This is a genomic window from Micromonospora xinjiangensis, from assembly GCF_056150165.1.
In genome coordinates this window covers 593,368-616,156 of record NZ_JAXCFO010000001.1, presented here as the reverse complement: position 1 = coordinate 616,156, position 22,789 = coordinate 593,368, and the positions used below count along the sequence as shown (strand labels likewise).

The following is a 22,789-nucleotide window of genomic DNA, read 5'->3' as shown; positions in this document are numbered from 1 at the left end:
GGCGTCACCCGGCCGGCCTGGTCAGACCGCTGTACGGCGTGTATACGACCGCCCGAACGGATCTTGGGAGACCGCCGGGGAGCGGATACGGTCACAGGACTTGTGAGCCCGCTCACCCGCCCGGTCGGCGGACTCCACAACGGATCAGGAGGACCCATGAGCAACGGAGGACAACCCGTCTCCCACTCGACCAACCCGATCAGCTCCACTGTGAACCGGCGGCGGATGCTGACCATCGCCCTCGGTGGCGCCGCCACCGTGGCCCTTCCCGCTCCGGCCTGGGCGGCCGCCGACCAGCGGCCCGGCGCCCACCGACCGCCGGCGCTCACTCCCGCTGACCGTAAGGTCATCGCCCAGGTGTCGGCCGAGCGGGCACTGTCGCACCTGCGCGCTCTCAGCGTCGACATCGGGCCGCGCATCGGCGGAACGGCCTCCGAGCGCCGCGCCGCCGACTACATCGCCAAGGAGCTGGACCACCTGCGGTACGACGTCCGGCTGGAGCCGTTCCCCGTGGCGGACAAGTTCCTCGCCCAGCTCGCCTCGCCGGCCGGACTCCCCGCCGACCTGAACTGGCAGGCGGGCGCCTCCCCGCACGCCGCGCTGGACACCGCGGTCAACGGTGACGTGGTGGACGTGGGGGCCGGCGCACCGGAGAACTACCCCGCGGACGTGACCGGCCGCGTCGTGCTGGTCGACTACGTGGCCGCGCGGCGCGAGCAACTGGTGGCCACCGCCGTGGCCCGTGGCGCCGCCGCTGTCGTGTTCCTCGCCGCCGACGGCGTACCGCCCCGGCGGACCTCCGCGTTCTCACCCACCCTGCCGGGGTCGGCCAGCTCACCGGTGCCGATTCCCGTGGTCGGGGTGGCGCAGGCGCAGAAGGAACGGCTGCGGGAGCTGCTGGCCGCCGGCCGGCTCACCCTCGCCGTCTCCACCTCCGCGCACCGGGGGCTCACCTCGCACAACGTCATCGCCGAGCGGGTGGGGCGCTCCGGCCCGGGCGGGCCGGTGGTGATGGTCAGCGCGCACTACGACACGGTCATCGGCGCCCCCGGGGCCAACGACGACGGCTCCGGCACGGTGCTCTGCCTCGAACTGGCCCGGGTGCTCAAGGCCATTCCGGTCGAGGCCACCCTGCGGTTCGCCCTCTGGGGCTCGGAGGAGCAGGGGCTGATTGGCTCCCGCCACCACGTCCGGCAGCTTCCGCAGGAGGAGCGGGACCGGTTCCTCGCGGTGTACCAGAACGACATGGTCGCCACCAGCTGGGACCCGGCGACGCGCTACTGGCTGCTGTCGTTCACCGGCCAGTCCAACCGGGCCACCGACGAGGTGGCGGCCGCGGCCGTCCGCCTCGGATACGACCCTCGGATCTCGCCGGTGACGCAGCGCGGTTCCAGCGACCACCAGGCTTTCCAGGAGGTCGGCATCGCCAGTGCCAACTTCTCCTGGCGGGGTGAGGAGTCGCCGGCGTTGCTCGAGCCGCCGTACCACACGCCGGAGGACACGATTGCCAAGAACATCAGCCTCGAACGCCTCCAGGTGTCGCTCGAGCTGATCGGCTGCGCCGCGTACGCGACGGCCCGCTGACCTGCGCCCGTGGTGCTGGAGCTGGCACCACGGACACGACGGCGACGGGCACCGGCTCCGGGACGAGCTCCGGGGAGGTGCCCGTTGTCGCCCGCGCCGACCTGTCGGGCGGTCCGCCGTGCCGAAGCGGTGTGACCGTCACCCGGGGGTGGGTGTGCCCCGGGACCGACGGCCGTTCCGGTCCGGCGGGGCGAGGGCGTAGCCGTCGTCACGGCGTACCACCAGAGCCAGCTCCTCCAGCATGGACAGCTTGCGCAGCGCGGTGCGGAGGGTCACACCGGAACGGGCGGCCAACCGTTCGACGCCCATCGCGCCGCGACGGGGCATCGCCTCCAACACCTGCGCCGCCTCGTCGTCGAGCCGGTCGCGCGGCCGTTCCGGCGCGCGGGCGGGCGGCGCCAGGTCGTACCCGATCCGCCCCACCTCCTCCAGCACGTGCGCCACCCCGGTCACCAGCCGGGCCTTCGGGTGATCCCGGAGCAGCTCGTGGGTGCCGACCGACATCGCGGAGGTGACCGGCCCCGGAACCGCCATCGCCGGCCGTCCGACGGCGAGGGCCCGGTGCGCGGTCTGCGTCGCACCGCTGCGCGCCGACGCCTCCACGACCACCGTGCCGAGGGTGCCGGCGGCGATGACGCGGTTGCGGATGAGGAACCGTGGTCGCAGCGGATCGGCGCCCGGCGGCCACTCGCTCACCAGCAGCCCGGTATCGGCGATCCGCTCGAAGAGCGACGCGTTGCCCATCGGGTAGGGCCGGTCCACACCGCACGCGAGCACGGCGACGGTCAGGCCGCCGCCGGTGAGCGCGCCGCGGTGCGCGGCGGCGTCGATGCCGTACGCGCCACCCGACACGACCGTCCAGTCCCGGCCGGCCAGGCCGTAGCCGATCTCGGTGGCGACGTGCGAGCCGTATCCCGTGGCGGCCCGCGCGCCGACCACGGCCACCGAGCGCTCCAGCGCCTCGGCCAGCGGCCAGGAACCGCGTACCCAGAAGCAGAGGGGCGGTGCCGTCTCGGTGTCCACCTTCCGGTACGCGTCGGTGAGGTGGAGCTTCTCCAGGTCGACGAGGCGTGCCGGCCACTCGTCGTGCTCAGGGGTGACGATGCGGGCGCCGAGCCGCTCACCACGCGTCACGGCCTCGGCCGCGACGGCCCGCGGGTCGCCGTCGGCCGTCCGGGCGGCGACGGACGCGCGCAGCTTCTCGTCCGGCGCCTCGCCGGCGAGCAGCAGGTCAAGCGTCCCCACCGGGCCGAGGCGGGACACCAGCCGGTACACCGACCGGGTGCCCGGCTCGGTGATCCAGGTCAGCGCGATCCTGGCCAGCGTCCGCTCCTCCTGGGTGCTCATGTCGCGTCCCCCGTTCGCAGTTGGATGGCCTCCAGTACGTCTTCCCGGACCGGCCGCGCGCGGCCGTCGAGGTCCGCGATGGTCCAGGCCAGCCGGATGATCCGGTCGAAGCCCCGGGCCGAGAGCGACCCGGAATCGAGCCGGGCACGCAGCTCCGCGGTGTCGCTCGGAGGCAGCCGCCACGGTCGCCGACGCAGGTGCGGCCCGGGAACCTGGGCGTTGAGCCGGTGACCGAGCCCCGCCCACCGCTCGGCGGCCGCCCGGCGTGCCGCCGCCACGCGGCCCGCCACGACCGCCGACGACTCGCGGTCGCCGTCGCCGGCCATCAGCTCTGCCGCGCGGACCGCCGGCAGGCTCACCTGTACGTCGATGCGGTCCAGCAGCGGCCCCGAGAGCCGGCCCAGGTAGCGCCGTCGCGCCACCGGGCTGCACTCGCAGTACGCGTCGCCGGCCGGCTTCGCACACGGGCACGGATTGGCGGCCAGGACGAGTTGGGTCCGCGCCGGGTACTCGGTGCCGCCCCGGCTGCGGGCCAGCTGGACCCGGCCGTGCTCCAACGGTTGGCGTAGCGCCTCCAGCGTGCCCTTGCTGAACTCGGGCGCCTCGTCGAGGAAGAGCACCCCGCGGTGGGCGAGCGACACCGCACCCGGCCGGGCCAGCCCCGAGCCCCCACCGACCAGCGACGGCACGGTCGCGGTGTGGTGCGGGGCCTGGAACGGCGGGCGCCGCAGCAGCCGGCCACCGGGTGGGAGCAGCCCGGCGATGGAGTGCAACGCGGTGACCTCCAGCGCCGCGCCGTCGTCCAGCTCCGGCAGGATCGACGGGAGGCGCTCGGCGAGCATGGTCTTGCCGGCCCCGGGCGGCCCGAGCAGGGCCAGGTGGTGCCCGCCGGCGGCCGCGACCTCCAGGGCGCGACGGCCGAGCTCCTGCCCGGCAACGTCGGCCAGGTCGGGCCCCCCGGTGACCGGCGGCGCCGCGACCTCCGGTGGCTCGATCAACGGCGTCCCGTCGCGGACGAAGGCGACCAGCCGGTGCAGCGTGTCCACCGCGCGCACCCGTACCCCGGGAATGACGGCCGCCTCGGCGGCGTTCGCCACCGGGACGATCACCCGCTCGACGCCGGCTCGGGCCGCCGCGGCGACCATCGGCAGGACCCCGCGCACGGGACGCACCGTCCCGTCGAGGCCCAGCTCACCGAGGACCACCACCCGCTCCAGCGGCAGCAGCGGCAGCTCGCCCGAGCCGCCGAGCAGTGCGGCCGCGATGGCCAGGTCGAACGCCGAACCGAACTTCGGCAGGGTGGCCGGCAGCAGGTTCAGGGTGATCCGCCGGTTGGGCCAGCGCTGGCCCGAGTTGACGACGGCGGCGCGGACCCGGTCCCGGGCCTCGTGCAGCGCGGTGTCCGGCAGCCCGGAGATCACCACCGCCGGCAGCCCGGCGGCCAGGTCGGCCTCCACCTCCACGAGATGGCCGGTCACCCCGACCAGGCCGACGCTGAGCACCTTCGCGTAGCTCATCTGCCGCCCGGCCCTTCCGGGCTGGTGACGCCGCGCATCTCAGAACGCCCCCTTCAGGTGCTCCACCCGGGCCGGACCCGTGTCGGCCAGCCGGACCGAGAGCACGTCGAAGCGGACCTCCTCGGCGGTGGTGCCGGTCTCCGCCAGCCACCGGGCGGCGAGGACGCGCAGCCGCCGGGCCTTGGCCGGCACGACGGCCTCGGCAGGGCTGCCGAACCCGTCGTCCCGGCGGGTCTTCACCTCGCAGAAGGCGAGGACGGGGCCGTCCCAGGCGATGATGTCGATCTCGCCGGCGGGGCAGCGCCAGTTTCGCGCCACCGGCCGCAGGCCCGCCCCGATCAGGTGCCGGACGGCGCATCGCTCGCCGTACGCGCCGACCGCCTGGTTCCGCGTCGTCATGACCGGCACGGTGCCGTGCGCCGCCCGCTCGCGGCGACCCCGCACGGGTCCGGCTGTGGACGACGGTCGTCCTGTGGACAGTGGGCCGATCATGTCGCGGATGTGCTACGGGCGTGCCGCCGCGGTGCCGACCGGGGCCCGCCACGTGTCACCTGGGCCGGGGCGGGATGACGAGGGCCGCACCGGTCGCATACCGTGCCGCACGTGGACGGACGACGGAGCTTCCCCGAGGATCAGGAGTCACGGTGGTACGCCGGCGAGCGTGGCCCGGCGTACGAGCCGGAGTGGCGTGCGCCGGAAGAGCCCCGTCGCCGGGACGAGGAGTTCCGCGTCCCGGAGCAGCGGAGCGCCGCCGAGGAGGCCCGCTACGGCGATGCCCCCGGCTACCGCGAGCCGGCGCGCTTCGGTGCCGAGCCCGAGCCGGCGCGCTTCGGCGCCGAGCCCGAACCTGCGCGCTTCGGTGCCGAGCCCGAGCCGGCGCGCTTCGCTCCGGATCCGGAGGCCGCGCGGTTCGCCGACCCAGAGCCTGCCCGGTTCGGTGGCGATCCTGACCGCTTCGCCGCCGTCGACCCGGAGCCGAACCGGTTCGGCGCCGGCCCCGAGCCGGTGCGCTTCGACGGCGTGGACGGGGGCACCGGCCGGTTCGCGTCGGCCGATCGCGACGGGGATCGGTTCACGTCCGGGGACACCGACTCGGGCCGGCTCACGGCGGCCGAGGCGGGCGCGCTGCGCTATCCGGGCTACGTGCGGGCGGAGGAGCAGTCGGCGCGTTTTCCGGTGAACTCGCGGGGCGACGAGGATTCCGGGCGGTTCGGCGCGGTCGACGCGACCGGTGACGCGAGGGCGCAGGCGATGGGATCGCCGACGGACCGCCCGCGACGGGAGGAACCGGACACGCCGGTCTCCGGCGACCAGACCGGCCGGCGAGCCGGGCGACGGGCCGCGTGGGAGGCCCCCGCCGCACCCGCACCCGCACCCGACCCGGTCCGGGAGGCCCCGGCCGGGCCCGGCCCCGTTCCGGAGGTGCCCGCCGCCGCGGCGGAGACGGCTGCCGGCCCCCACCTCGCCCGGGAAGCCGCGACCCGACCCGCCGCCGGTCGGGACGGCGGGCCCGCTCCGACCGAGGCCGTCGACCCGCTACGCCCGTTGGCCGGTTACCCGATCGTCGAGCCGACCCGGCCGGGGGAGCACCCGCACCCGCTGGAGGCGCCGACCGGCCCGATGCCGCCCGTCGGCCCGCGCGCCGACGTCCCGCCGTATCTCCCGGGTGGTGTTCCCGGCCCGGGTGGTGACGGGGTCTACCGGACGCGCCGGCCCGTCCTCGCCGTCTTCTTCGCGCTGCTGGTCCTGGTCTTCGAGGTCCCGGCCCTGCGGCTGCTGGCCGCCGGGGCGACCGGGGATCCGGTCTCGGCCGGGAACGTCGTCGCGGGGACCTTCCTGGTCGCCGGGCTGCCGATCTTCGCGATCGGGCTGTACGGGCTGCGTACCGGCGGGCTGTCCCTGGCCGAGGGGAGTCGCGGCTGGCTCCGCCCGCCGACGGCCTACCTGACCGTCGCCCTGGTGCTCTTCGTCGCCGCCGCGCTCGCCGCCGGCTGACGAGCCACGCCGGTGAGCGCCCGCCGCGCACCCGGGGTCTGCGCAGCGGTGGAGGGGCGTACACTGGTCGACTGGCGACCGCCTCGCGCGGTCGACCTCGCGTGCCCTCTCCACGGTTCGATCCTCGTCACGGTTCGATCGTGGGGCGACGGCCTCCCTGGTCCCGATCTTGATCGGGCCCATCATGGCCGGCGACCGGGCGCCAGGACGCCCGGCCGCCGGCCGGGCGGGACAACCAGGGATCACAAGGAGCACCTACATGGCCGTCGTGACCATGCGTCAGCTGCTGGAGAGCGGTGTCCACTTCGGGCACCAGACCCGGCGCTGGAACCCGAAGATGAAGCGCTTCATCTTCACCGAGCGCAACGGCATCTACATCATCGACCTGCGCCAGACCCTCGACTACATCGAGAAGGCGTACGACTTCGTCCGCAACACGGTCGCCGAGGGCGGCAGCATCCTCTTCGTCGGCACGAAGAAGCAGGCCCAGGAGGCCATCTCCGAGCAGGCGACCCGGGTCGGCCAGCCGTACGTCAACCACCGCTGGCTGGGCGGCATGCTGACCAACTTCCAGACCGTGTACAAGCGGCTGCAGCGGATGAAGGAGCTGGAGGCCCTCGGTGACCTGAGCGGCACCGCCGCCGGCTACACCAAGAAGGAGACCCTGCAGCTCTCCCGCGAGAAGGAGAAGCTGACCCGCACCCTCGGCGGTCTGCGGGACATGCAGAAGCTCCCGGCCGCGATCTGGGTGGTCGACACCAAGAAGGAGCACATCGCCGTCGACGAGGCCCGCAAGCTGGGCATCCCGGTGATCGCGGTGCTGGACACCAACTGCGACCCCGACGAGGTCGACTTCCCGATCCCGGGCAACGACGACGCGATCCGCTCGGCCGAGCTGCTGACCAAGGTCGTCGCCTCCGCCGTCGCGGACGGTCTGATCGCCCGCTCCGGCCGTCGCCGGGGCACCGACGAGAAGCCCGAGTCGGGTGTCGCCTCCGACGAGCCGCTGGCCGAGTGGGAGCGCGAGCTGCTCGAGGAGAAGAAGGCCGACGAGCAGGAGCAGCCGGCGGCCGCCGCCGCCGAGTGACCGTACCGTCGCTGCCCCGCTGTCCGTTTCGACGGAGGGCGGGCAGCGGCGGCCCCGGCGGGCACATCGGGCCCGGATCCGGGTAACCGGCACCTCCGACCATCCACACGCCGTCTCAACACCGAAGAGAGAGCCATGTCCCAATTCACCGCCGCGGACGTCAAGAAGCTCCGCGACCTCACCGGCGCCGGCATGATGGACAGCAAGAAGGCGCTGACCGAGGCCGAGGGCGACTTCGACAAGGCCGTCGAGATCCTGCGCGTCAAGGGCGCCAAGGACGTCGGCAAGCGGGCGGGTCGCACCGCCGCCAACGGTCTGGTCGCGCACTCCGGCCAGGCGCTGCTCGAGCTCAACTGCGAGACCGACTTCGTGGCGAAGACCGACTCCTTCATCGCGCTCGCCCAGAAGCTCGTCGAGCACGGCGCGGCCACCGGCGTCACCAACGCCGAGGAGCTGCTCGCCAGCACGCTGGACGGCAAGACCGTGGCCGACCTGATCCAGGAGCAGTCCGCCAAGATCGGCGAGAAGCTGGTCCTCAACCGGTTCGCGAAGCTCGACGGCACCACCGCCGTCTACCTGCACCGCAAGGCGCAGGACCTGCCCCCGGCGGTCGGCGTGATGGTGCAGTACACCGGCAAGTCCGACGAGGCGGGCGACGCCGACGCGCGCGGCGTGGCCATGCAGATCGCCGCGATGCGGCCGCAGTACCTCACCCGCGACGAGGTGCCGGCCGACGTCGTCGAGTCCGAGCGGCGCATCGCCGAGCAGACCGCCCGCGAGGAGAACAAGCCCGAGGCCGCCCTGCCGAAGATCGTCGAGGGTCGGGTGAACGCCTTCTTCAAGGACTTCGTGCTGCTGGAGCAGGCGTCGGTCACCGACAACAAGAAGTCGGTGAAGCAGGTGCTGGCCGAGGCCGGCATCGAGGTCACCCGCTTCGTGCGGTTCGAGGTCGGCCAGGCCTGAGCCGGCACCGGGCGCCGCGGCGCCCGTGGGCAGGAAACGTCGACGAGGAGGTCGCTGGTGTACGTGACAGGCACCGCGGCCTCCTCGTCCCATAGGGTCGGCAGCGGCAGATTCGCGGTACGCGGCGCACGGGGCGCCGGCGTGGGAAAGGGCGGGGCGGATGACGCAGGTTGTGAGTGACCGGACGCTGGCGGTGGACGACCCCACCGCCCCGCCGCCCGGCCGGGCTCGCCGGGTGGTGCTCAAGCTCTCGGGCGAGGTCTTCGGCGGCGGCGCCATCGGTGTCGACCCGGACGTCGTCCAGGCCATCGCCCGGCAGATCGCCACGGTGGTCCGCCGGGGCGTGCAGGTCTCGGTGGTCGTCGGTGGCGGCAACTTCTTCCGGGGCGCCGAGCTGCAGAAGCGCGGCATGGACCGGGCCCGCGCCGACTACATGGGCATGCTCGGCACCGTCATGAACTGCCTCGCCCTCCAGGACTTCCTGGAGAAGGAGGGCGTCGAGACCCGGGTGCAGAGCGCCATCACGATGGCCCAGGTCGCGGAGCCGTACATCCCGCTGCGCGCCATCCGGCACCTGGAGAAGGGCCGCGTGGTCATCTTCGGCGCCGGCGCCGGCATGCCGTACTTCTCCACCGACACGGTCGCCGCCCAGCGCGCGCTGGAGATCCACGCCGACGTGGTGCTGATGAGCAAGAACGGCGTGGACGGCGTCTACACGGCCGATCCCCGGATCGACCCCACCGCCAGCAAGTTCGACTCGATCACCTTCTCCGAGGTGCTGCGCCGCAACCTGCGGGTGGCGGACGCGGCGGCGTTCAGCCTCTGCATGGAGAACGACCTGCCGATGCTGGTCTTCGGCGCGCAGGGGGAGGACACGATCGTCCGCGCCGTGGGTGGCGACAAGATCGGCACCCTGATCACCGCCTGAACGGTCGCCCCCGGCGACGGCAGCGGCCCTCCGACACACAGCAGAGCCCACCACGAGCACAAGAAGGAGGCGAGGAGACCGGTGATCGACGACACCCTCCTCGAGGCCGAGGAGAAGATGGAGCGTGCGATCGAGCACGCGAAGGAGGAGTTCGGCGCGATCCGGACCGGCCGGGCCACCCCGGCCATGTTCTCCAAGGTCATCATCGACTACTACGGCACGCCCACGCCGCTGACCCAGATGGCGTCCGTCGCGATCCCCGAGCCGCGGATGGCCATCATCAAGCCGTACGACAACTCGCAGATCAACGCCATGGAGAAGGCGATCCGCGACTCGGACCTCGGCGTGAACCCGAACAACGAGGGCAACCAGCTGCGCATCCTGCTCCCGCAGATGACCGAGGAGCGCCGCCGCGACATGATCAAGGTGGCCCGGCACAAGGGCGAGGAGGCCAAGGTGGCCATCCGCAACGTCCGCCGCCGCGGCAAGGAGGAGCTGGACCGGATCGTCAAGGACGGCGAGGCCGGCGAGGACGAGGTCCGCCGGGCCGAGAAGGAGCTCGACGACCTCACCCAGCGCTTCGTGGCGACCGTCGACGAGCTGGTCAAGCACAAGGAGACCGAGCTTCTCGAGGTCTGAGCCACCGGCGGCGAGCCGACGGCAGTCCGAGGCCCGTCCCCGTGTGGGGGGCGGGCCTCGTGGTGTACGCCGGGGGCGCGGTGGTGGGCGCACGCGTTCCGCGGCCCGCCTCGTCCGCCGTGCCCGGGCGGCGGGTGCAGTAGGCTCGGCACGATTCCCGGCCACCGGGCGGTGAACGCCGGGAATCGACCGGCCGTCATGTCGGTCAATCCGAAGGAACAGTCGCGCGTGTAGGGGATGCTTGTGGTCTTGCGTCATGTGGTGGTACTCGTGCCGCTTCGCGGTGCGTGATGTCCCACCCCGACCCCTACGGCGGCGCTGAGCCCCGCGCCTGGGACCGGCCGGAGCGGCCGGTGTCCCTGCCCTGGCCGGAGCCGGAGATCGACCCGGGCACCTGGACGCGGCACCGGGGCGCCGGGCCGGAGCTGTACGCCGAGTCGCGGACGCGGCCCCGGCCGCAGGCCGACCCGTACGGCGACCGGGGCGCACCCTACCCGCCGGACCCGTACGACGAGGGCGGCCCGTACCCACCGGACCCGTACGACGACCGTGGACGCCCTCCGGCCGGGCCCCGTTCGGAGCCGGGCGGGCCGCCGCGCCGTGGCCACCGGGGCCCGCGGCAGGACCGCCGTCCCGACCCGTACCGCGACGACGAGCCGTACCGCGGTGAGCCGTTCCGTGGTGACGAGCCGCACCAGGGGCCTCGGCCCGACCCGTACGACGAGCCGCGGTACCCGGACCGTCGGCCCGACCCGCACCGGGACCGGTACGTCGACGAACGCGGCCCCGCGCCCCGGTACGACGACGACCGGCACGACGGCGGCCGCGACCCGTACCACGAGCGGCCCGACGAGCGGCACCGCGGCGAGCGGGACCCCGGCGGCTACGACGGCCCCTCGCGCGCCGGTGGCCTCGACGACGCGACCGCCCAGCTGGAGCCGGTCCGGGTCGAGTTCGCCCCGGAGGCGGAGCCCGAGCCGGAACGGCCCCCGCGCAAGCGCGGCCCGGGCCGGCGGCGGGCCAGCGCGGAGCGACCGGCCACCCAGCAGACGCCGAGCCGGGCGGGCCGCAACCTGCCGGCCGCCATCGGTGTCGGGCTCGCCCTGGGCGCGCTCATCCTCTTGACGCTCTTCCTCTGGACGCCGTCGTTCCTCGCGGTGATCGTCGCCGCGGTCGGCATCGGGATCTGGGAGCTGGCCCGAGCGGTCCGGCGCAGTGGTGCGCACCCGCCGGTGGCGCCGTTGGTCGCGGGCGGCGCGCTCACCGTGGGGCTGGCCTGGTTCGCCGGCCCGGACGCGCTCAGCCTGGGTCTGCTGGTCACCGTGCTCGGCACGATGATCTGGCGATTGGGCGACGGTCCCGGCGGCTACCAGCGTGACCTCACCGCCGCCACCCTGATCGCGGTCTACGTGCCGTTCCTCGGCGGCTTCGCGGCGCTGCTCGCGGCGGCGCCCGACGACGGCCCGTGGCGGATCCTGGCGACCCTGGTGGCGGTGGTGCTCTCCGACACCGGTGGGTACGCGGCCGGGGTGTTCTTCGGCAAGCACCCGATGGCCCCCTCGGTGAGCCCGAAGAAGTCGTGGGAGGGCTTCGCCGGCTCGGTCACCGCGGCGGCGCTCGGCAGCGCCCTGCTGATCTGGCAGGTGTTCGACGTGACCCCGTGGTGGGGTGCGCTCTTCGGGGTCGCGGTCTCCGGCGCGGCGGTCCTCGGCGACCTCGCCGAGTCGATGATCAAGCGCGACCTCGGGGTGAAGGACATGAGCAACCTGCTGCCCGGGCACGGCGGGCTGATGGACCGGCTCGACTCGATCCTCTTCGCGGTGCCGACCGCGTACCTGCTGTTGGCGGTCTTCGCGCCGGTGGCGGGGTGAGCCGTCCGGCCGGCGCCGCCGCCCTGACCGGAGGGTCGGGGTCGGTTCGGCACCTCCGGACAGGTGCGTTCGCCGTTCGGCGTGACAGACTGGACCCGCCATGACGAGCCTGCCCCTGATCCCCGTCGCGCCCGGCGCCCCCGCGCGCCGCGCCGCCATGCCCCCGCAGCACCTCGCCGACCTGGACCTGGCGGCCCGCCAGGCGCTCGTCGCAGAGCTGGGCGAGCCGGCGTTCCGCGCGAAGCAGATCTCCAACCACTACTTCGGCCGGCTGGTCCGCGACCCGCAGCTGATGACCGACCTGCCGGCCGCCACCCGTGAGCGGCTGGCCGACCGGCTGATGCCCCACCTGCTCACCCCGGTGCGGGAGCTGGCCTGCGATGACGGCGCGACGCGCAAGGCCCTCTGGCGGCTGCACGACGGCTCGCTGGTGGAGAGCGTGCTGATGGGCTACCCGGACCGGGTCACCGTCTGCATCTCGAGCCAGGCGGGCTGTGGCATGGCGTGCCCCTTCTGCGCCACCGGCCAGGCCGGGCTGACCCGCAACCTCTCCACCGCGGAGATCGTCGACCAGGCGGTCTACCTGGCCGGTGTGGCCGCGTCCGGGGCGGTCGTCGGGTCCCCGGCCCGCCTGTCGCACGTGGTCTTCATGGGCATGGGCGAACCGCTGGCCAACTACAACCGGGTGGTGGCGGCCATCCGGCGGCTCGTCGCACCGGCGCCGGAGGGTCTCGGCCTGTCGCAGCGGCACATCACCGTCTCGACGGTCGGCCTGGTGCCGGCCATCCGCCGACTGGCCAGCGAAGACCTCTCGGTGACCCTTGCGCTGTCGTTGCACGCCCCCGATGATGATCTGCGCGACGAACTGGTGCCGGTCAACCAGCGCTGGAAGGTAGCCGAGGTGCTGGACGCAGCGTGGGACTACGCGGCTCGGACGGGACGCCGGGTGTCGATCGAGTACGCGATGATCAAGAACGTGAACGACCAGCCGTGGCGAGCCGATCTGCTCGGCCGGCTGTTGGCCGGCAAGCTGGCCCACGTGAACCTCATTCCGCTCAACCCGACGCCGGGCAGCCGCTGGGATGCGAGCCCGAAGCCGGTGGAGCGGGAGTTCGTCCGGCGCTTGCGTGCCGCGGGGGTGTCCACGACGGTGCGGGACACCCGAGGGCGCGAGATCGACGGCGCGTGTGGGCAGCTCGCCGCCGCGGAGGACAGAGACATCGAGAGCGCCGCGGCGGCATCGGCGTGACCGGGCGTGGCGAACGAATCCAGGAGACATAGTGGCGAGTCAGGGTCAGCGTTTCCGGCGTAAGGCGCTCCGCCGGGGATACAAGGTCGACGAGGTGGACGCCTTCCTCGACCGGGTGGAGGCGACACTCGCCGGCCAGCCGGTCGGCGCGCCCGTGGCCTCCCAGGAGGTCCACGACGTCGTCTTCCGGGTCCGGTTCAACGGCTACGACGAGTGGCAGGTCGACCTGCACCTCGACCGGGTCGAGCGCCAGCTGGCCGAGCTGGAGGAGCGGGGCGGCGTCGCCGGCCGCGGCGGCGACTCCCGGATGGGCCCGCCGGATCGGATGGGGCCGCCCGACCGGTTGGGCCCGCCGATGCGCGACGACCGGGGCCTGTCCCCGGTTCCGCAGCCGCTGCCGCCCCGGCCGATGCCGGCCCAGGCCGGTCCCCCTGACCGCTACGGCCGCTACGACGAGCCGACCGGCGCCTTCGCCGGTGGCTACGACGCTCCCCGTGGCTACGACGGTCCGCGTCCGCCGGCCGGCCCCGGCATGCCGATGGGCCCGGGGGCCCCGATGGGTGGTCCCGCCGGGCCCCAGCGCGGCCTGCCCCCGGGAGCGGGCGGTTACGGTCCGGACGACCGCCCGGGTCCGGGTGGCTACGGTCCGGACGACCGTCCCGGTCCGGGTGGCTACGGTCCGGACGACCGTCCCGGTCCGGGTGGCTACGGTCCGGACGACCGTTCCGCCGGCTACCCGCCGGAGGAGCCCCGCTTCGACGGCTTCGAGGCAGGTCGCCGCGCCCGTCCCGACATGACGGCCGAGATCCGGATGCCCGAGCGGGACCCGCGTGACATGCGACGCGGCCCGGTCGGTCCGCCGCCGGTGCCGCCGCAGCAGGGCTTCGGTGGGCCGCCGATGGCGGGTCCGCCGGCCGTGCCCGGCCCGCCGGTCGGTGGCCCTCCGATGGGCGGTCCCCCGGTGGGTGGCCCTCCGATGGGTGGCCCTCCGATGGCCGGCCCGCCCGGCAGTGACCTCTACCGGGTCGACCAGATCCGGCGCCGCTTCCAGGTGCGCCGCTTCGGCAGCGGGTACGACCCGGACCAGGTGGACCGGTTCTTCGAGAGCCTGCTCGGCGGGATGGCCGGCCGCAACCCGATGCCGGTCAACCCGAAGGACCTGGACACGCTGCGGTTCGGCCTGGTGCCCGGTGGCTACTTCGAGGCCGAGGTCGACGCCGCGCTCAAGGACGTGCAGGACATCCTCTTCGGCCGCTGAGGCCGGGTACGACGAGGGCCCGCTCTTCCCGTGGGAAGGGCGGGCCCTCGCGCGTGGTCAGACCGGGTGCGCCCGGCACCCGGGTCAGGACCGCAGGCCGTTGCGCCGCAGCACGGCGTCGCCGATCACGATGATCAGCAGCAGCGCGGCCAGGCCGATCAGCCAGATGTCCTCGACCCTGCCCTCGTGGTTGCCGCAGATCATCGCCACCAGTGCCAGCGCAGTCAGCACCGCGCCGATGCGCCCGGCCTTGCGGTGCCCGGGCTTGTGCTGGTCTGGCGCCGTTACCGGCTCGCTTCCTGCCACTGTCGGTCCTTCCCTCGCGATCGGATCTCCGGTTAGTCTGGCACGCCCCGTGACGGCCGCGGCGCAGGGTCCGGCCCGTTGAGGTCGCCGAAGCGGCCGCACCGACGCGCGACGCCGCCGGCCGCCCGGGCCGAAGGACCTGGTCGGACCGGGGCATTCGGCACTACCGGCGTCGCGGGCCGGGGGCCACAGTCACTCCGGTAGCGTTTGTCGTACACCTTGATTGTCTTTTTGAGGGGGAAACTGCGGTGCGAGTGACCGGTACCGGGCACGCCAGCATGCGGATCGACACGGCCGCGGGCAGCATCCTGTGCGACCCGTGGGTCAATCCGGCCTATTTCGCCTCCTGGTTTCCGTTTCCCGACAACTCACAGCTCGACTGGGAGTCGCTCGGCCAGGTCGACTACCTCTACGTCTCCCACCTGCACCGGGACCACTTCGACGCGAAGCACCTGCGCGACTTCGTGTCGAAGGACGCCACGGTGCTGCTCCCCGAGTTCCCCACCTCGGAGATGGAGGACGAGTTCCGGGAGTTGGGCTTCACCAAGTTCATCAAGGCGCCGAACGAGCAGGTCGTCGAGCTCGACGGCGGCTTGAAGATCATGATTCAGGCGCTGACCAGCCCCACGGACGGGCCGATCGGCGACTCGTCGCTCTGGGTCGAGTACGACGGGGTGCGGCTGCTCAACCAGAACGACGCCCGCCCCACCGACCTGAGCGTCTTCGCCGAGCTCGGCCACGTGCACGCGCACCTGCTCCAGTTCTCCGGCGCGATCTGGTACCCGATGGTCTACGAGCTGCCGCAGGCGGCCAAGACCGCGTTCGGCAAGCAGAAGCGGGACCGGCAGTTCGACCGCACCTGGCGCTACATCGACGACCTGAAGGCCTCGCACGTCTTCCCGATCGCCGGGCCGCCGTGCTTCCTCGACGACGAGCTGTGGCAGTTCAACGACATCTTCGGCGACGAGGGCAACATCTTCCCGGACCAGTCGGTCTTCCTGCGGGAGTACGCCAAGGTGGGCGGCACCAACGGCGTGGTGCTGCTGCCCGGCAGCGTCGCCGAGATCACCACGGAGAGCTGCGAGACCACCCACCCGGTGCCGGTGGAGGAGTTCTTCGCGAACAAGGTCGCCCACCTGGAGGAGATGCGGGAGCGCAAGCGCCCGATCATCGAGGCGGAGAAGGCGTCCTGGCGGCACCCGGAGGTGGATGTGCTCGCCGAGATGAAGCGCCGGATCGAGCCGCTGCTGGACGAGTCGATCTACCTGGCCAAGGGCGTCGGCGGTCCGGTCCGGTTCGATCTGGTCAGCTACGACGGCGAGAGCGTCGAATCCATCGTGGTGGACTTCCCGGGCAAGGAGGTGCGGCCGTACGCGGACGAGAAGGTCCGCTACCGGTTCCGCACCGAGCGGGCGCTGATCGAACAGCTGCTGCACAGCGGCGAGGTGGACTGGGTCAACTCCCTCTTCCTCTCCTGCCGCTTCTCCGCGGCCCGCATCGGGCAGTACAACGAGTTCGTCTACGCCTTCTTCAAGTGCCTCTCGGAGGAGCGGCTCCAGTACGCCGAGGGCTGGTACGACGAGCACGAACGGGCGGTCGACGCGGAGGACATCACCCTGGGCGACTGGGTCGTGCAGCGGCGCTGCCCGCACCTGAAGGCCGACCTGAGCCGCTTCGGCATCGTCGAGGGTGACCAGCTGACCTGCCAGCTGCACGGCTGGCGGTTCGACCTGGCGAGCGGGCGCTGCCTCACCAGCGTGGGGCACAAGATCCGTGCCCACCGCGCCGACGAGCAGGCGCCGGCCTCCGCGAGCTGATTCCGGTCCGTCCCGCCCCCTCGGGGTCGATCATGGGTGTGTGGTGCGCCGTCAGCCCTTGACGGGCACCGCACCTCCACGATCGACGGGAGCGGGGAGTGACCGAGGGGGACGACGAGTCGCGGTACCGGTACGGGCGGGACCGCGAGATGGCCCGGGACGCGTCCCGGGTGGAGGCGTTCAGCGACGCGGTGATCGCGATCGTGCTGACGCTGATGGCCGTCGACCTGCTCCAGCTCGGCCCGGCCCGCAACGACGGGTCGGGGCTGGTGGGCGCGCTCCTGCACGAGTGGCCGGCCTACCTCGCGTACGTCATCACGTTCGCCATCGTCGGGCAGGTCTGGCTGACCCACCACAACATGTGGCGGTACGTGGTCCGCGTGGACCAGACCCTGCTCGTGTTCAACCTGCTCCTGCTGCTGTTCGTGGCGACCATCCCGTTCGCCGCCGACCTGCTCGCGGACAACCTGCGCGGCGGCCCCGCGGAGCAGCGGCTGACCGCCGGGCTCTATGTCGGCGCGGTGCTCGGCGAGGCCCTCTTCTTCAACCTGAGCTGGTGGTGGGCGCGCCGCCGCCAGCTGCTGCATCCCGAGATGGACCCCCGGCTGGCGCTCGCCGTGGCGCGGCGCTTCCTGATCGGGCCGGTGCTCTACGTGATCGCGTTCGCGTTCGTCTTCGTCAACCCGATCCTCAGCCTGGGCCTCTACCTGCTGCTGGTCGGCGTCTACCTGATCCGCGGCCCCGGTGACCTGCCCTCTCACGCCCGCTGAGCAGCGCGGCCCGCAGGGCCGTCCGCGCGTCCGGGCCGGTCAGCGGCTCAGGTCGGTGAGGATGCGGCGGGCCGCGTTGTGCCCGGCGGCTCCGATCACGCTGCCGGCCGGGTGGCAGCCGGCGCTGCCCGCGTACACGCCGTCCACGCCCGTGGCGTACGGCATGCGGTCGGTGAACGAGACCGTGTTGTCGACGTGGTGGATGTGCCCGCCGGTGATTCCGAAGTGCGCCTCGATACCCGGCGGGGGCAGCGGCACGGCGTCCGCGATGAGGTCGCCCGTGCCGGGCGCGTACCGCTCGCAGATCTCCACCAGGCGCTCGACGTAGCCGGGCAGCGCCGCCTCCCAGCTGGTGCCGGCCAGCTCGTACGGGACCGACTGGACGAACAGGGCCGACGAGTGGTGTCCCTCGCCGTCGGAGAGTGACGGGTCGACGGTGGTGTGCAGGTACCACTCGATGGTCGGCTCGGCGGGCAGCCGCCCCGCCCGCACGTCCGCCCACATCCCGCGCAGCGCCGCCATCGGGGACTCACCGCCCCCGTCGACCAGCGACGCCGAGCCGGGCAGCAGGTGGATGGTCGAGCCGAACGGGCTCGGCGCGTCCTGCGGCAGGCAGGAGAAGCGCGGCAGCCCGGTCAGCGCCAGGTTGAGCTTGAGGGTCGTGCCGGGGCGGCGGACCGCCGCCATCCGCGCGCCGAGCGGCGCCGGGAGCGCGCCGTCGGGCAACAGCTCCATGAGCCGGTACGGGTCGCAGGCCCCCAGCACCACCCGGGCGGCCACCTCCCGGCCGTCGGCGAGGACCACACCGCTCGCCGCGCCGCCGTCCAGCGTGATCGCCCGCACCGCCGCGTCGGTGGCGATCCGCGCCCCGGCCGCCCGGGCGGCGTCGGCGAAGGTCCGCGAGACCGTGCCCATCCCACCCTCGGCGATCATCCAGGTGCCGCCGGAGCCGGGCAGCCGGCACATGTTGTGCACCAGGAAGTTGTGCCCGGTGCCCGGGTCGTCCGGGCCGGCGTTCAGCCCGGAGAGACCGTCGGTGACCGCGTACATGCTGACCAGCAGCTCGGAGCGGAACTCGAAGCGGGCGAGGTAGTCGGCCACCGAGCCGCGGACGAGGTCGATGAAGACCTGCCGCAGGCTCGCCCGGACGTACCGCTCGGCGGTCTCCTCCACGGGCAGCGGCTCGGTGAGCCAGGCCGGCGCCAGGTCCTCCCGCAGCGCGGCCAGCTCCGCCTGGAGGGCGTCGTCGGCGGCCACGTCGGCGGGGGAGAAGAACTCGGCGAGCTGCGCCCGGGTGGCGGCGGTGTCGCTGCCGAAGAGCAGGTAGGGCGAGCCGAGACCACCCGGGGTGGGCAGGAAGTAGTGCGGGTCGCGGCGCAGCACCGGGATCCGGACGTCGAGGGTGGCGATCAGCTCGGGCGGCATCAGCCCGAGCAGGTAGGAGCCGGTGGAGTGGCGCAACCCGGGCACCTTCGGGAACGGGTTCTCCGTCCGGGTGGCCCCGCCGACGACGTCCGCCGCCTCGAGCACCAGGACGTCCAGGCCGGCGCGGGCGAGCAGGATCGCGGAGACCAGGCCGTTGTGCCCGGCACCGACGATCACCACGTCGGCGCGGCCGGGAAGCTCACTCCTCATGCCCCCGCACCCTAGCCCTCACCCCCACCCGGCGCCGCCCCTCCCGCCCCTTCCGGTCCGGACCAACCCCTGGTGATCGAGAGGTTTGCGGGGATCCGAGGATCGGACCTGCCGAAGACCTCCTGATCACCGGGGGAGAGAAGCGGGCGGCGGTGGGGGAGCATGGGCGGGGATGGGAGGGAGGCGGTCGTGTTCGGGTGGTGGGGACGAGCGGTCGTACGGCTGCGCTGGGCCGTGCTCGTCGGGGCGGTGCTCCTGGCCGCCGTGGGCGCGACCTGGGGCGCCGGGGTCTTCGGGCAGCTGACCGGAGGCGGTTTCGACGACCCGGCGAGCGAGTCCAGCCGGGCGTACGAGCGGATCACCGACGAGCTGGGGCCGCAGGGGGCGGACGTGATCGTCCTGTGGTCCAGCGACACCGCCACGGCCGACCAGCCGGCGTTCCGCGACCCGGTCACCGCGACCGTGTCCCGGCTGCGCGCCCAGCCCGCCGTGACCAGCGTGACGACCTGGTACGACACCGGGGCGCCCGCGCTGCTCGCCACGGACCGGCGGGCCACGTACGCCCTCGTCCAGCTCCGGCCCGACGACGAGGACGGCAAGACCGAGGCGTACCGGGAGCTGCGCCCGGTGCTGGCGACGCCCGGGGTGCGTACCCAGACCGGCGGCAACGTGCCCTTCCTGGACGAGGCGAACACCCGCACGACCGAGGACATCACCCGCGCGGAGCTGCTGTCGATGCCGGTCCTGCTGGTGCTGCTCGTGGTGATCTTCGGCGGGCTGGTCGCCGCGACCACGCCGCTGCTGATCGGCGGGCTGGCGATTCTCGGCGGCTTCATCGCGGTCCGGGTGGTCAACCTCTTCACCGAGGTGTCGATCTTCGCGATCAACGTGATCACGCTGATCGGTCTCGGCATGGCCGTGGACTACGCGCTCTTCGTGGTCAGCCGGTTCCGGGAGGAGCTGGCGGCCGGGCACGACACGGCGGAGGCGATCCGGCGCACCATGGCCACCGCCGGGCGTACCGTGCTCGTCTCGGGCCTCACCATCGCCCTCGCCATGGCCAGCCTGCTCATCTTCCCGCAGTCCTTCCTGCGCTCCATGGGCCTCGGCGGGATGGCGGCCGTGCTGGTCGCCATGCTGGCGGCGCTGACCGCGCTACCGGCCCTGCTGGCGGTGCTCGGCCCACGGATCGACGCGGTGCGCGTACCGCGGTGGTGGCGGCCTCGGACGGCGGGCGGGCGGCCGACGGCGGACGGGGCGACCGGCGCCTGGGCCCGGATCGCACGCAGCGTGATGCGCCGCCCGGTGCGTTACCTCGTGGGGGTCGCGGTCCTGCTGGTGCTGCTCGCCGCGCCGTTCCTGCGCATCACGTTCGGCGGCTTCGACGAGCGGGTGCTACCCGCCGGCGCCGAGCCCCGGGTGGTCTCCGAGCGGATCGCCGCGGAGTTCCCCGGCGGCACCGTGGCGCCGGTCGAGGTGCTGGTCTCCGGCGCGCCCGCCGCGGCGGTCCGACCGTTCGCCGACCGGGTCGCCCGGGTGCCCGGGGTGACCGGGGTGGCCGTCGCGGCCAGCCGGGGCGAGTCGACCCTGCTCACCGTCACGTACCCGGGGGAACCGACCGGCGACGTGGCCCAGGACGTCGTACGGGCGCTGCGGGACCTGCCGGAGCCGGCGGGGGCGGAGGTGCTGGTCGGCGGCCGGCCCGGCGCCGACCGGGACCTGCTGGACAGTCTCGGCGCGCGGCTGCCGTGGATGGCGCTGCTGATGGCCGCCGCGACGTTGCTGCTGCTCTTCCTCGCGTTCGGCTCGGTGGTGCTGCCGGTCAAGGCGGTGCTCATGAACCTGCTCTCGATCGGCGCGTCGTTCGGCGTGGTCGTCTGGATCTTCCAGGACGGTCACCTCTCCGACCTCCTCGGCTTCACCCCGACGGGCTTCATCGAACCGAGCAACCCCATTCTCATGCTGGCCGTGCTGTTCGGGCTGGCCACCGACTACGAGGTCTTCCTGCTCTCCCGGGTACGCGAGGAGTGGGACCGCACCGGGGACAACGCCGCCTCGGTGGCCGCCGGGCTCCAGCGCACCGGCCGCATCATCACCGCCGCCGCGCTCCTGCTGATCGTCGTGGTGGCCGGGTTCGCGACCGGCAGCATGGCCTACATCAAGCTGATCGGCGTCGGCATGATCGTGGCGATCGTGGTCGACGCGACGCTGGTCCGGGCGCTGCTGGTCCCGGCGACCATGCGGCTGCTGGGCCGGTGGAACTGGTGGGCGCCGGGTCCGCTGGGCCGGGTCTACCGCCGCTTCGGGCTGCGGGAGTCCGACGCACCGGCCGGCGCCGGGGAGAGCCGTCACTCCGCGTTCACCGGATAGTGGCATCCATCGATGCCTTGCCGGCCCTAGCGTCGACGGGGCATCGACCCACGTCCGGGAGGTCCCCGATGGATCGTCGTACCGTCCTGCGCTCCGCCGTCGCCGGCACCGCCGCCTTCTCCGGCAGCCTCTGGGCCGGCGCCGCGCTGGCCGCCCCCGCCCAGCCCGGCCCCAGCCCGTACGGTGAACTGCTCGCCCCCGACGCCAACGGCCTGCAACTGCCCGCCGGGTTCTCCAGCCGCGTCATCGCCCGCTCCGGGCAGCGCGTGGCCGGCACCTCGTACCTGTGGCACTGGGCCCCTGATGGTGGCGCCTGTTTCCCGGCCGGCACCGGCTGGATCTACGTCTCCAACTCCGAGGTGCCGTTGGTCGGTGGCGCGTCGGCGGTGCGGTTCGCCGCGGACGGGACGATCGCGGCGGCGTACCGCATCCTCGGCGGCACCAACGTGAACTGCGCCGGCGGCGCCACCCCGTGGGGCACCTGGCTCTCCTGCGAGGAGGTGCCGCTCGGACGGGTCTTCGAGACCTGGCCGGACGGCAGCCGCGAGGGCGAGGAGCGCACCCGGATGGGCCGCTTCACCCACGAGGCCGCCGCGTGCGACCCGGACCGTCGGGTGGTCTACCTGACCGAGGACGAGGAGGACGGCTGCTTCTACCGCTTCCTTCCGGACGCCTGGGGCGACCTGCGCACCGGCAGGCTCCAGGTGCTCTGCGCCCCCGCCGACCAGGTCGCCGGCGCGGTGACCTGGCGGGACGTCCCGGACCGCGACGGTTTCCCGATCCCGACGCGTCTCCAGGTGGGCGCGGCGAAGCACTTCGACGGTGGCGAGGGGTGCTGGTACGACCGGGGCACCTGCTGGTTCACCACGAAGGGCGACAACCGGGTCTGGGCGTACGACGCGGTCAACCAGCGCATCGACCTCGCGTACGACGACTCGCTGGTGCCCGCGGGCGCCGCGCCGCTGACCGGTGTGGACAACATCACCGGTACCGCCGGTGGTGACCTCTACGTGGCCGAGGACGGCGGCAACATGGAGATCAACCTGATCACCCCGGCCGGCGTGGTGACGCCGTTCGTGCGGATCCTCGGCCAGTCCTCGTCGGAGATCACCGGCCCCGCGTTCTCGCCGGACGGCTCCCGCCTCTACTTCTCGTCCCAGCGCGGCACCAGCGGTGACCGGACGGGCAGCGGCGGCATCACGTACGAGGTGACCGGCCCGTTCCGCCGCTGACCCTCGCGCCGAGCCGTGTTGATCAAGAGGTTCGCGTCATCCGCGCGACCGTTCCCGGCGCAGACCTCTTGATCAACGCTGGTCCTCCCCGGGGCTGGCGGGTGTGGTGGGCGCGCCAGGCGGCGTGCAGCGAGAGGTCGCGTCCGCGCACCGGCCGGAACCCGGCACCCGCGATCCGCGTCGTACGCTGCCACGCGCTGCCCATCGCGGTTCCATTCCCC

At 73.4% G+C, this 22,789-nt stretch carries 17 protein-coding genes and 1 pseudogene; 13 read left to right on the top strand and 5 right to left on the bottom strand.

The features are described 5' to 3' along the window. The first annotated feature begins 156 nt into the window (after positions 1–156). Positions 157–1,584 (top strand): M28 family peptidase, encoded by a 1,428-nt coding sequence (locus SM573_RS02930; RefSeq protein ID WP_474613900.1) that lies wholly within the window; start codon positions 157–159, stop codon positions 1,582–1,584. Between the two features lie 138 nt (positions 1,585–1,722). On the opposite strand, the gene SM573_RS02925 is transcribed toward SM573_RS02930, so the two are convergent. The 3 genes and pseudogenes from SM573_RS02925 to SM573_RS02915 all read right to left on the bottom strand — a co-directional run bounded on the left by SM573_RS02925 (position 1,723) and on the right by SM573_RS02915 (position 4,847). Beyond that, positions 1,723–2,931 (bottom strand): DNA-processing protein DprA, encoded by a 1,209-nt coding sequence (locus SM573_RS02925; protein WP_474615410.1) that lies wholly within the window; start codon positions 2,929–2,931, stop codon positions 1,723–1,725. Further along, a pseudogene (locus SM573_RS02920) lies at positions 2,928–4,460 on the bottom strand (YifB family Mg chelatase-like AAA ATPase); the annotation flags it as partial. The gene SM573_RS02925 and the pseudogene SM573_RS02920, both read right to left, overlap by 4 nt. 27 nt (positions 4,461–4,487) lie before the next feature. Then, complete coding sequence (locus SM573_RS02915; protein ID WP_474613898.1) at positions 4,488–4,847, bottom strand: YraN family protein; 360 nt, start codon at positions 4,845–4,847, stop codon at positions 4,488–4,490. 606 nt (positions 4,848–5,453) lie between these two features. Here SM573_RS02915 and SM573_RS02910 point away from each other — a divergent pair. From SM573_RS02910 to SM573_RS02875, 8 genes are all read left to right on the top strand, one after another. Then, on the top strand, positions 5,454–6,443 hold the full coding sequence (locus tag SM573_RS02910) for a hypothetical protein (RefSeq protein WP_474615722.1): 990 nt from the start codon (positions 5,454–5,456) through the stop codon (positions 6,441–6,443). 259 nt (positions 6,444–6,702) lie between these two features. Next, positions 6,703–7,530 carry a 30S ribosomal protein S2 gene (rpsB, locus tag SM573_RS02905; protein WP_474613897.1) on the top strand — a complete coding sequence of 276 codons (828 nt, stop codon included), beginning with the start codon at positions 6,703–6,705 and terminating at the stop codon, positions 7,528–7,530. A gap of 135 nt (positions 7,531–7,665) precedes the next feature. Then, positions 7,666–8,493 carry a translation elongation factor Ts gene (gene tsf, locus SM573_RS02900; RefSeq protein WP_474613896.1) on the top strand — a complete coding sequence of 276 codons (828 nt, stop codon included), beginning with the start codon at positions 7,666–7,668 and terminating at the stop codon, positions 8,491–8,493. Positions 8,494–8,653: 160 nt separating this feature from the next. Next, entirely contained in the window at positions 8,654–9,421 is a 768-nt protein-coding gene (pyrH, locus tag SM573_RS02895) for a UMP kinase (protein WP_474613895.1), read from the top strand. 81 nt (positions 9,422–9,502) lie between these two features. Continuing rightward, complete coding sequence (gene frr, locus SM573_RS02890) at positions 9,503–10,060, top strand: ribosome recycling factor (protein ID WP_474613894.1); 558 nt, start codon at positions 9,503–9,505, stop codon at positions 10,058–10,060. Positions 10,061–10,350: 290 nt separating this feature from the next. Then, positions 10,351–11,931, top strand: a complete 1,581-nt coding sequence (locus SM573_RS02885) for a phosphatidate cytidylyltransferase (RefSeq protein WP_474615409.1) — start codon at positions 10,351–10,353, stop codon at positions 11,929–11,931. Positions 11,932–12,031: 100 nt separating this feature from the next. Next, a complete protein-coding gene (gene rlmN, locus SM573_RS02880) occupies positions 12,032–13,180 on the top strand; it encodes a dual-specificity RNA methyltransferase RlmN (RefSeq protein ID WP_474613892.1) in 1,149 nt (382 codons plus the stop codon). A 31-nt stretch (positions 13,181–13,211) separates the two neighbouring features. Next, positions 13,212–14,438, top strand: a complete 1,227-nt coding sequence (locus SM573_RS02875; protein ID WP_474613891.1) for a DivIVA domain-containing protein — start codon at positions 13,212–13,214, stop codon at positions 14,436–14,438. 84 nt (positions 14,439–14,522) lie between these two features. On the opposite strand, the gene SM573_RS02870 is transcribed toward SM573_RS02875, so the two are convergent. Beyond that, a complete protein-coding gene (locus tag SM573_RS02870) occupies positions 14,523–14,744 on the bottom strand; it encodes a DUF2631 domain-containing protein (protein WP_474613890.1) in 222 nt (73 codons plus the stop codon). 248 nt (positions 14,745–14,992) lie between these two features. Here SM573_RS02870 and SM573_RS02865 point away from each other — a divergent pair, with 248 nt between their 5' ends. Continuing rightward, entirely contained in the window at positions 14,993–16,561 is a 1,569-nt protein-coding gene (locus SM573_RS02865) for a Rieske 2Fe-2S domain-containing protein (protein WP_474613889.1), read from the top strand. A gap of 149 nt (positions 16,562–16,710) precedes the next feature. Beyond that, complete coding sequence (locus SM573_RS02860; RefSeq protein ID WP_474614024.1) at positions 16,711–17,331, top strand: TMEM175 family protein; 621 nt, start codon at positions 16,711–16,713, stop codon at positions 17,329–17,331. Positions 17,332–17,370: 39 nt separating this feature from the next. On the opposite strand, the gene SM573_RS02855 is transcribed toward SM573_RS02860, so the two are convergent. Further along, positions 17,371–18,966 carry a phytoene desaturase family protein gene (locus tag SM573_RS02855; protein WP_474613888.1) on the bottom strand — a complete coding sequence of 532 codons (1,596 nt, stop codon included), beginning with the start codon at positions 18,964–18,966 and terminating at the stop codon, positions 17,371–17,373. 189 nt (positions 18,967–19,155) lie between these two features. Between SM573_RS02855 and SM573_RS02850 the strand changes: the two genes are divergently transcribed. Continuing rightward, positions 19,156–21,336, top strand: coding sequence for an MMPL family transporter (locus tag SM573_RS02850; RefSeq protein WP_474615408.1), 2,181 nt, complete (start codon positions 19,156–19,158; stop codon positions 21,334–21,336). A 68-nt stretch (positions 21,337–21,404) separates the two neighbouring features. Further along, positions 21,405–22,568 carry an alkaline phosphatase PhoX gene (locus SM573_RS02845; RefSeq protein WP_474615407.1) on the top strand — a complete coding sequence of 388 codons (1,164 nt, stop codon included), beginning with the start codon at positions 21,405–21,407 and terminating at the stop codon, positions 22,566–22,568. Positions 22,569–22,789: the final 221 nt, after the last annotated feature.

What these genes read in the sequence shown, in the direction of transcription:
- SM573_RS02930 (WP_474613900.1), top strand. Translation starts at nt 157, where the DNA reads ATGAGCAACGGAGGACAACCCGTCTCCCACTCGACCAACCCGATCAGC.
- SM573_RS02925 (WP_474615410.1), bottom strand. Translation starts at nt 2,931, where the DNA reads ATGAGCACCCAGGAGGAGCGGACGCTGGCCAGGATCGCGCTGACCTGG.
- SM573_RS02915 (WP_474613898.1), bottom strand. Translation starts at nt 4,847, where the DNA reads ATGACGACGCGGAACCAGGCGGTCGGCGCGTACGGCGAGCGATGCGCC.
- rpsB (WP_474613897.1), top strand. Translation starts at nt 6,703, where the DNA reads ATGGCCGTCGTGACCATGCGTCAGCTGCTGGAGAGCGGTGTCCACTTC.
- tsf (WP_474613896.1), top strand. Translation starts at nt 7,666, where the DNA reads ATGTCCCAATTCACCGCCGCGGACGTCAAGAAGCTCCGCGACCTCACC.
- pyrH (WP_474613895.1), top strand. Translation starts at nt 8,654, where the DNA reads ATGACGCAGGTTGTGAGTGACCGGACGCTGGCGGTGGACGACCCCACC.
- SM573_RS02885 (WP_474615409.1), top strand. Translation starts at nt 10,351, where the DNA reads ATGTCCCACCCCGACCCCTACGGCGGCGCTGAGCCCCGCGCCTGGGAC.
- rlmN (WP_474613892.1), top strand. Translation starts at nt 12,032, where the DNA reads ATGACGAGCCTGCCCCTGATCCCCGTCGCGCCCGGCGCCCCCGCGCGC.
- SM573_RS02860 (WP_474614024.1), top strand. Translation starts at nt 16,711, where the DNA reads ATGGCCCGGGACGCGTCCCGGGTGGAGGCGTTCAGCGACGCGGTGATC.
- SM573_RS02855 (WP_474613888.1), bottom strand. Translation starts at nt 18,966, where the DNA reads ATGAGGAGTGAGCTTCCCGGCCGCGCCGACGTGGTGATCGTCGGTGCC.
- SM573_RS02845 (WP_474615407.1), top strand. Translation starts at nt 21,405, where the DNA reads ATGGATCGTCGTACCGTCCTGCGCTCCGCCGTCGCCGGCACCGCCGCC.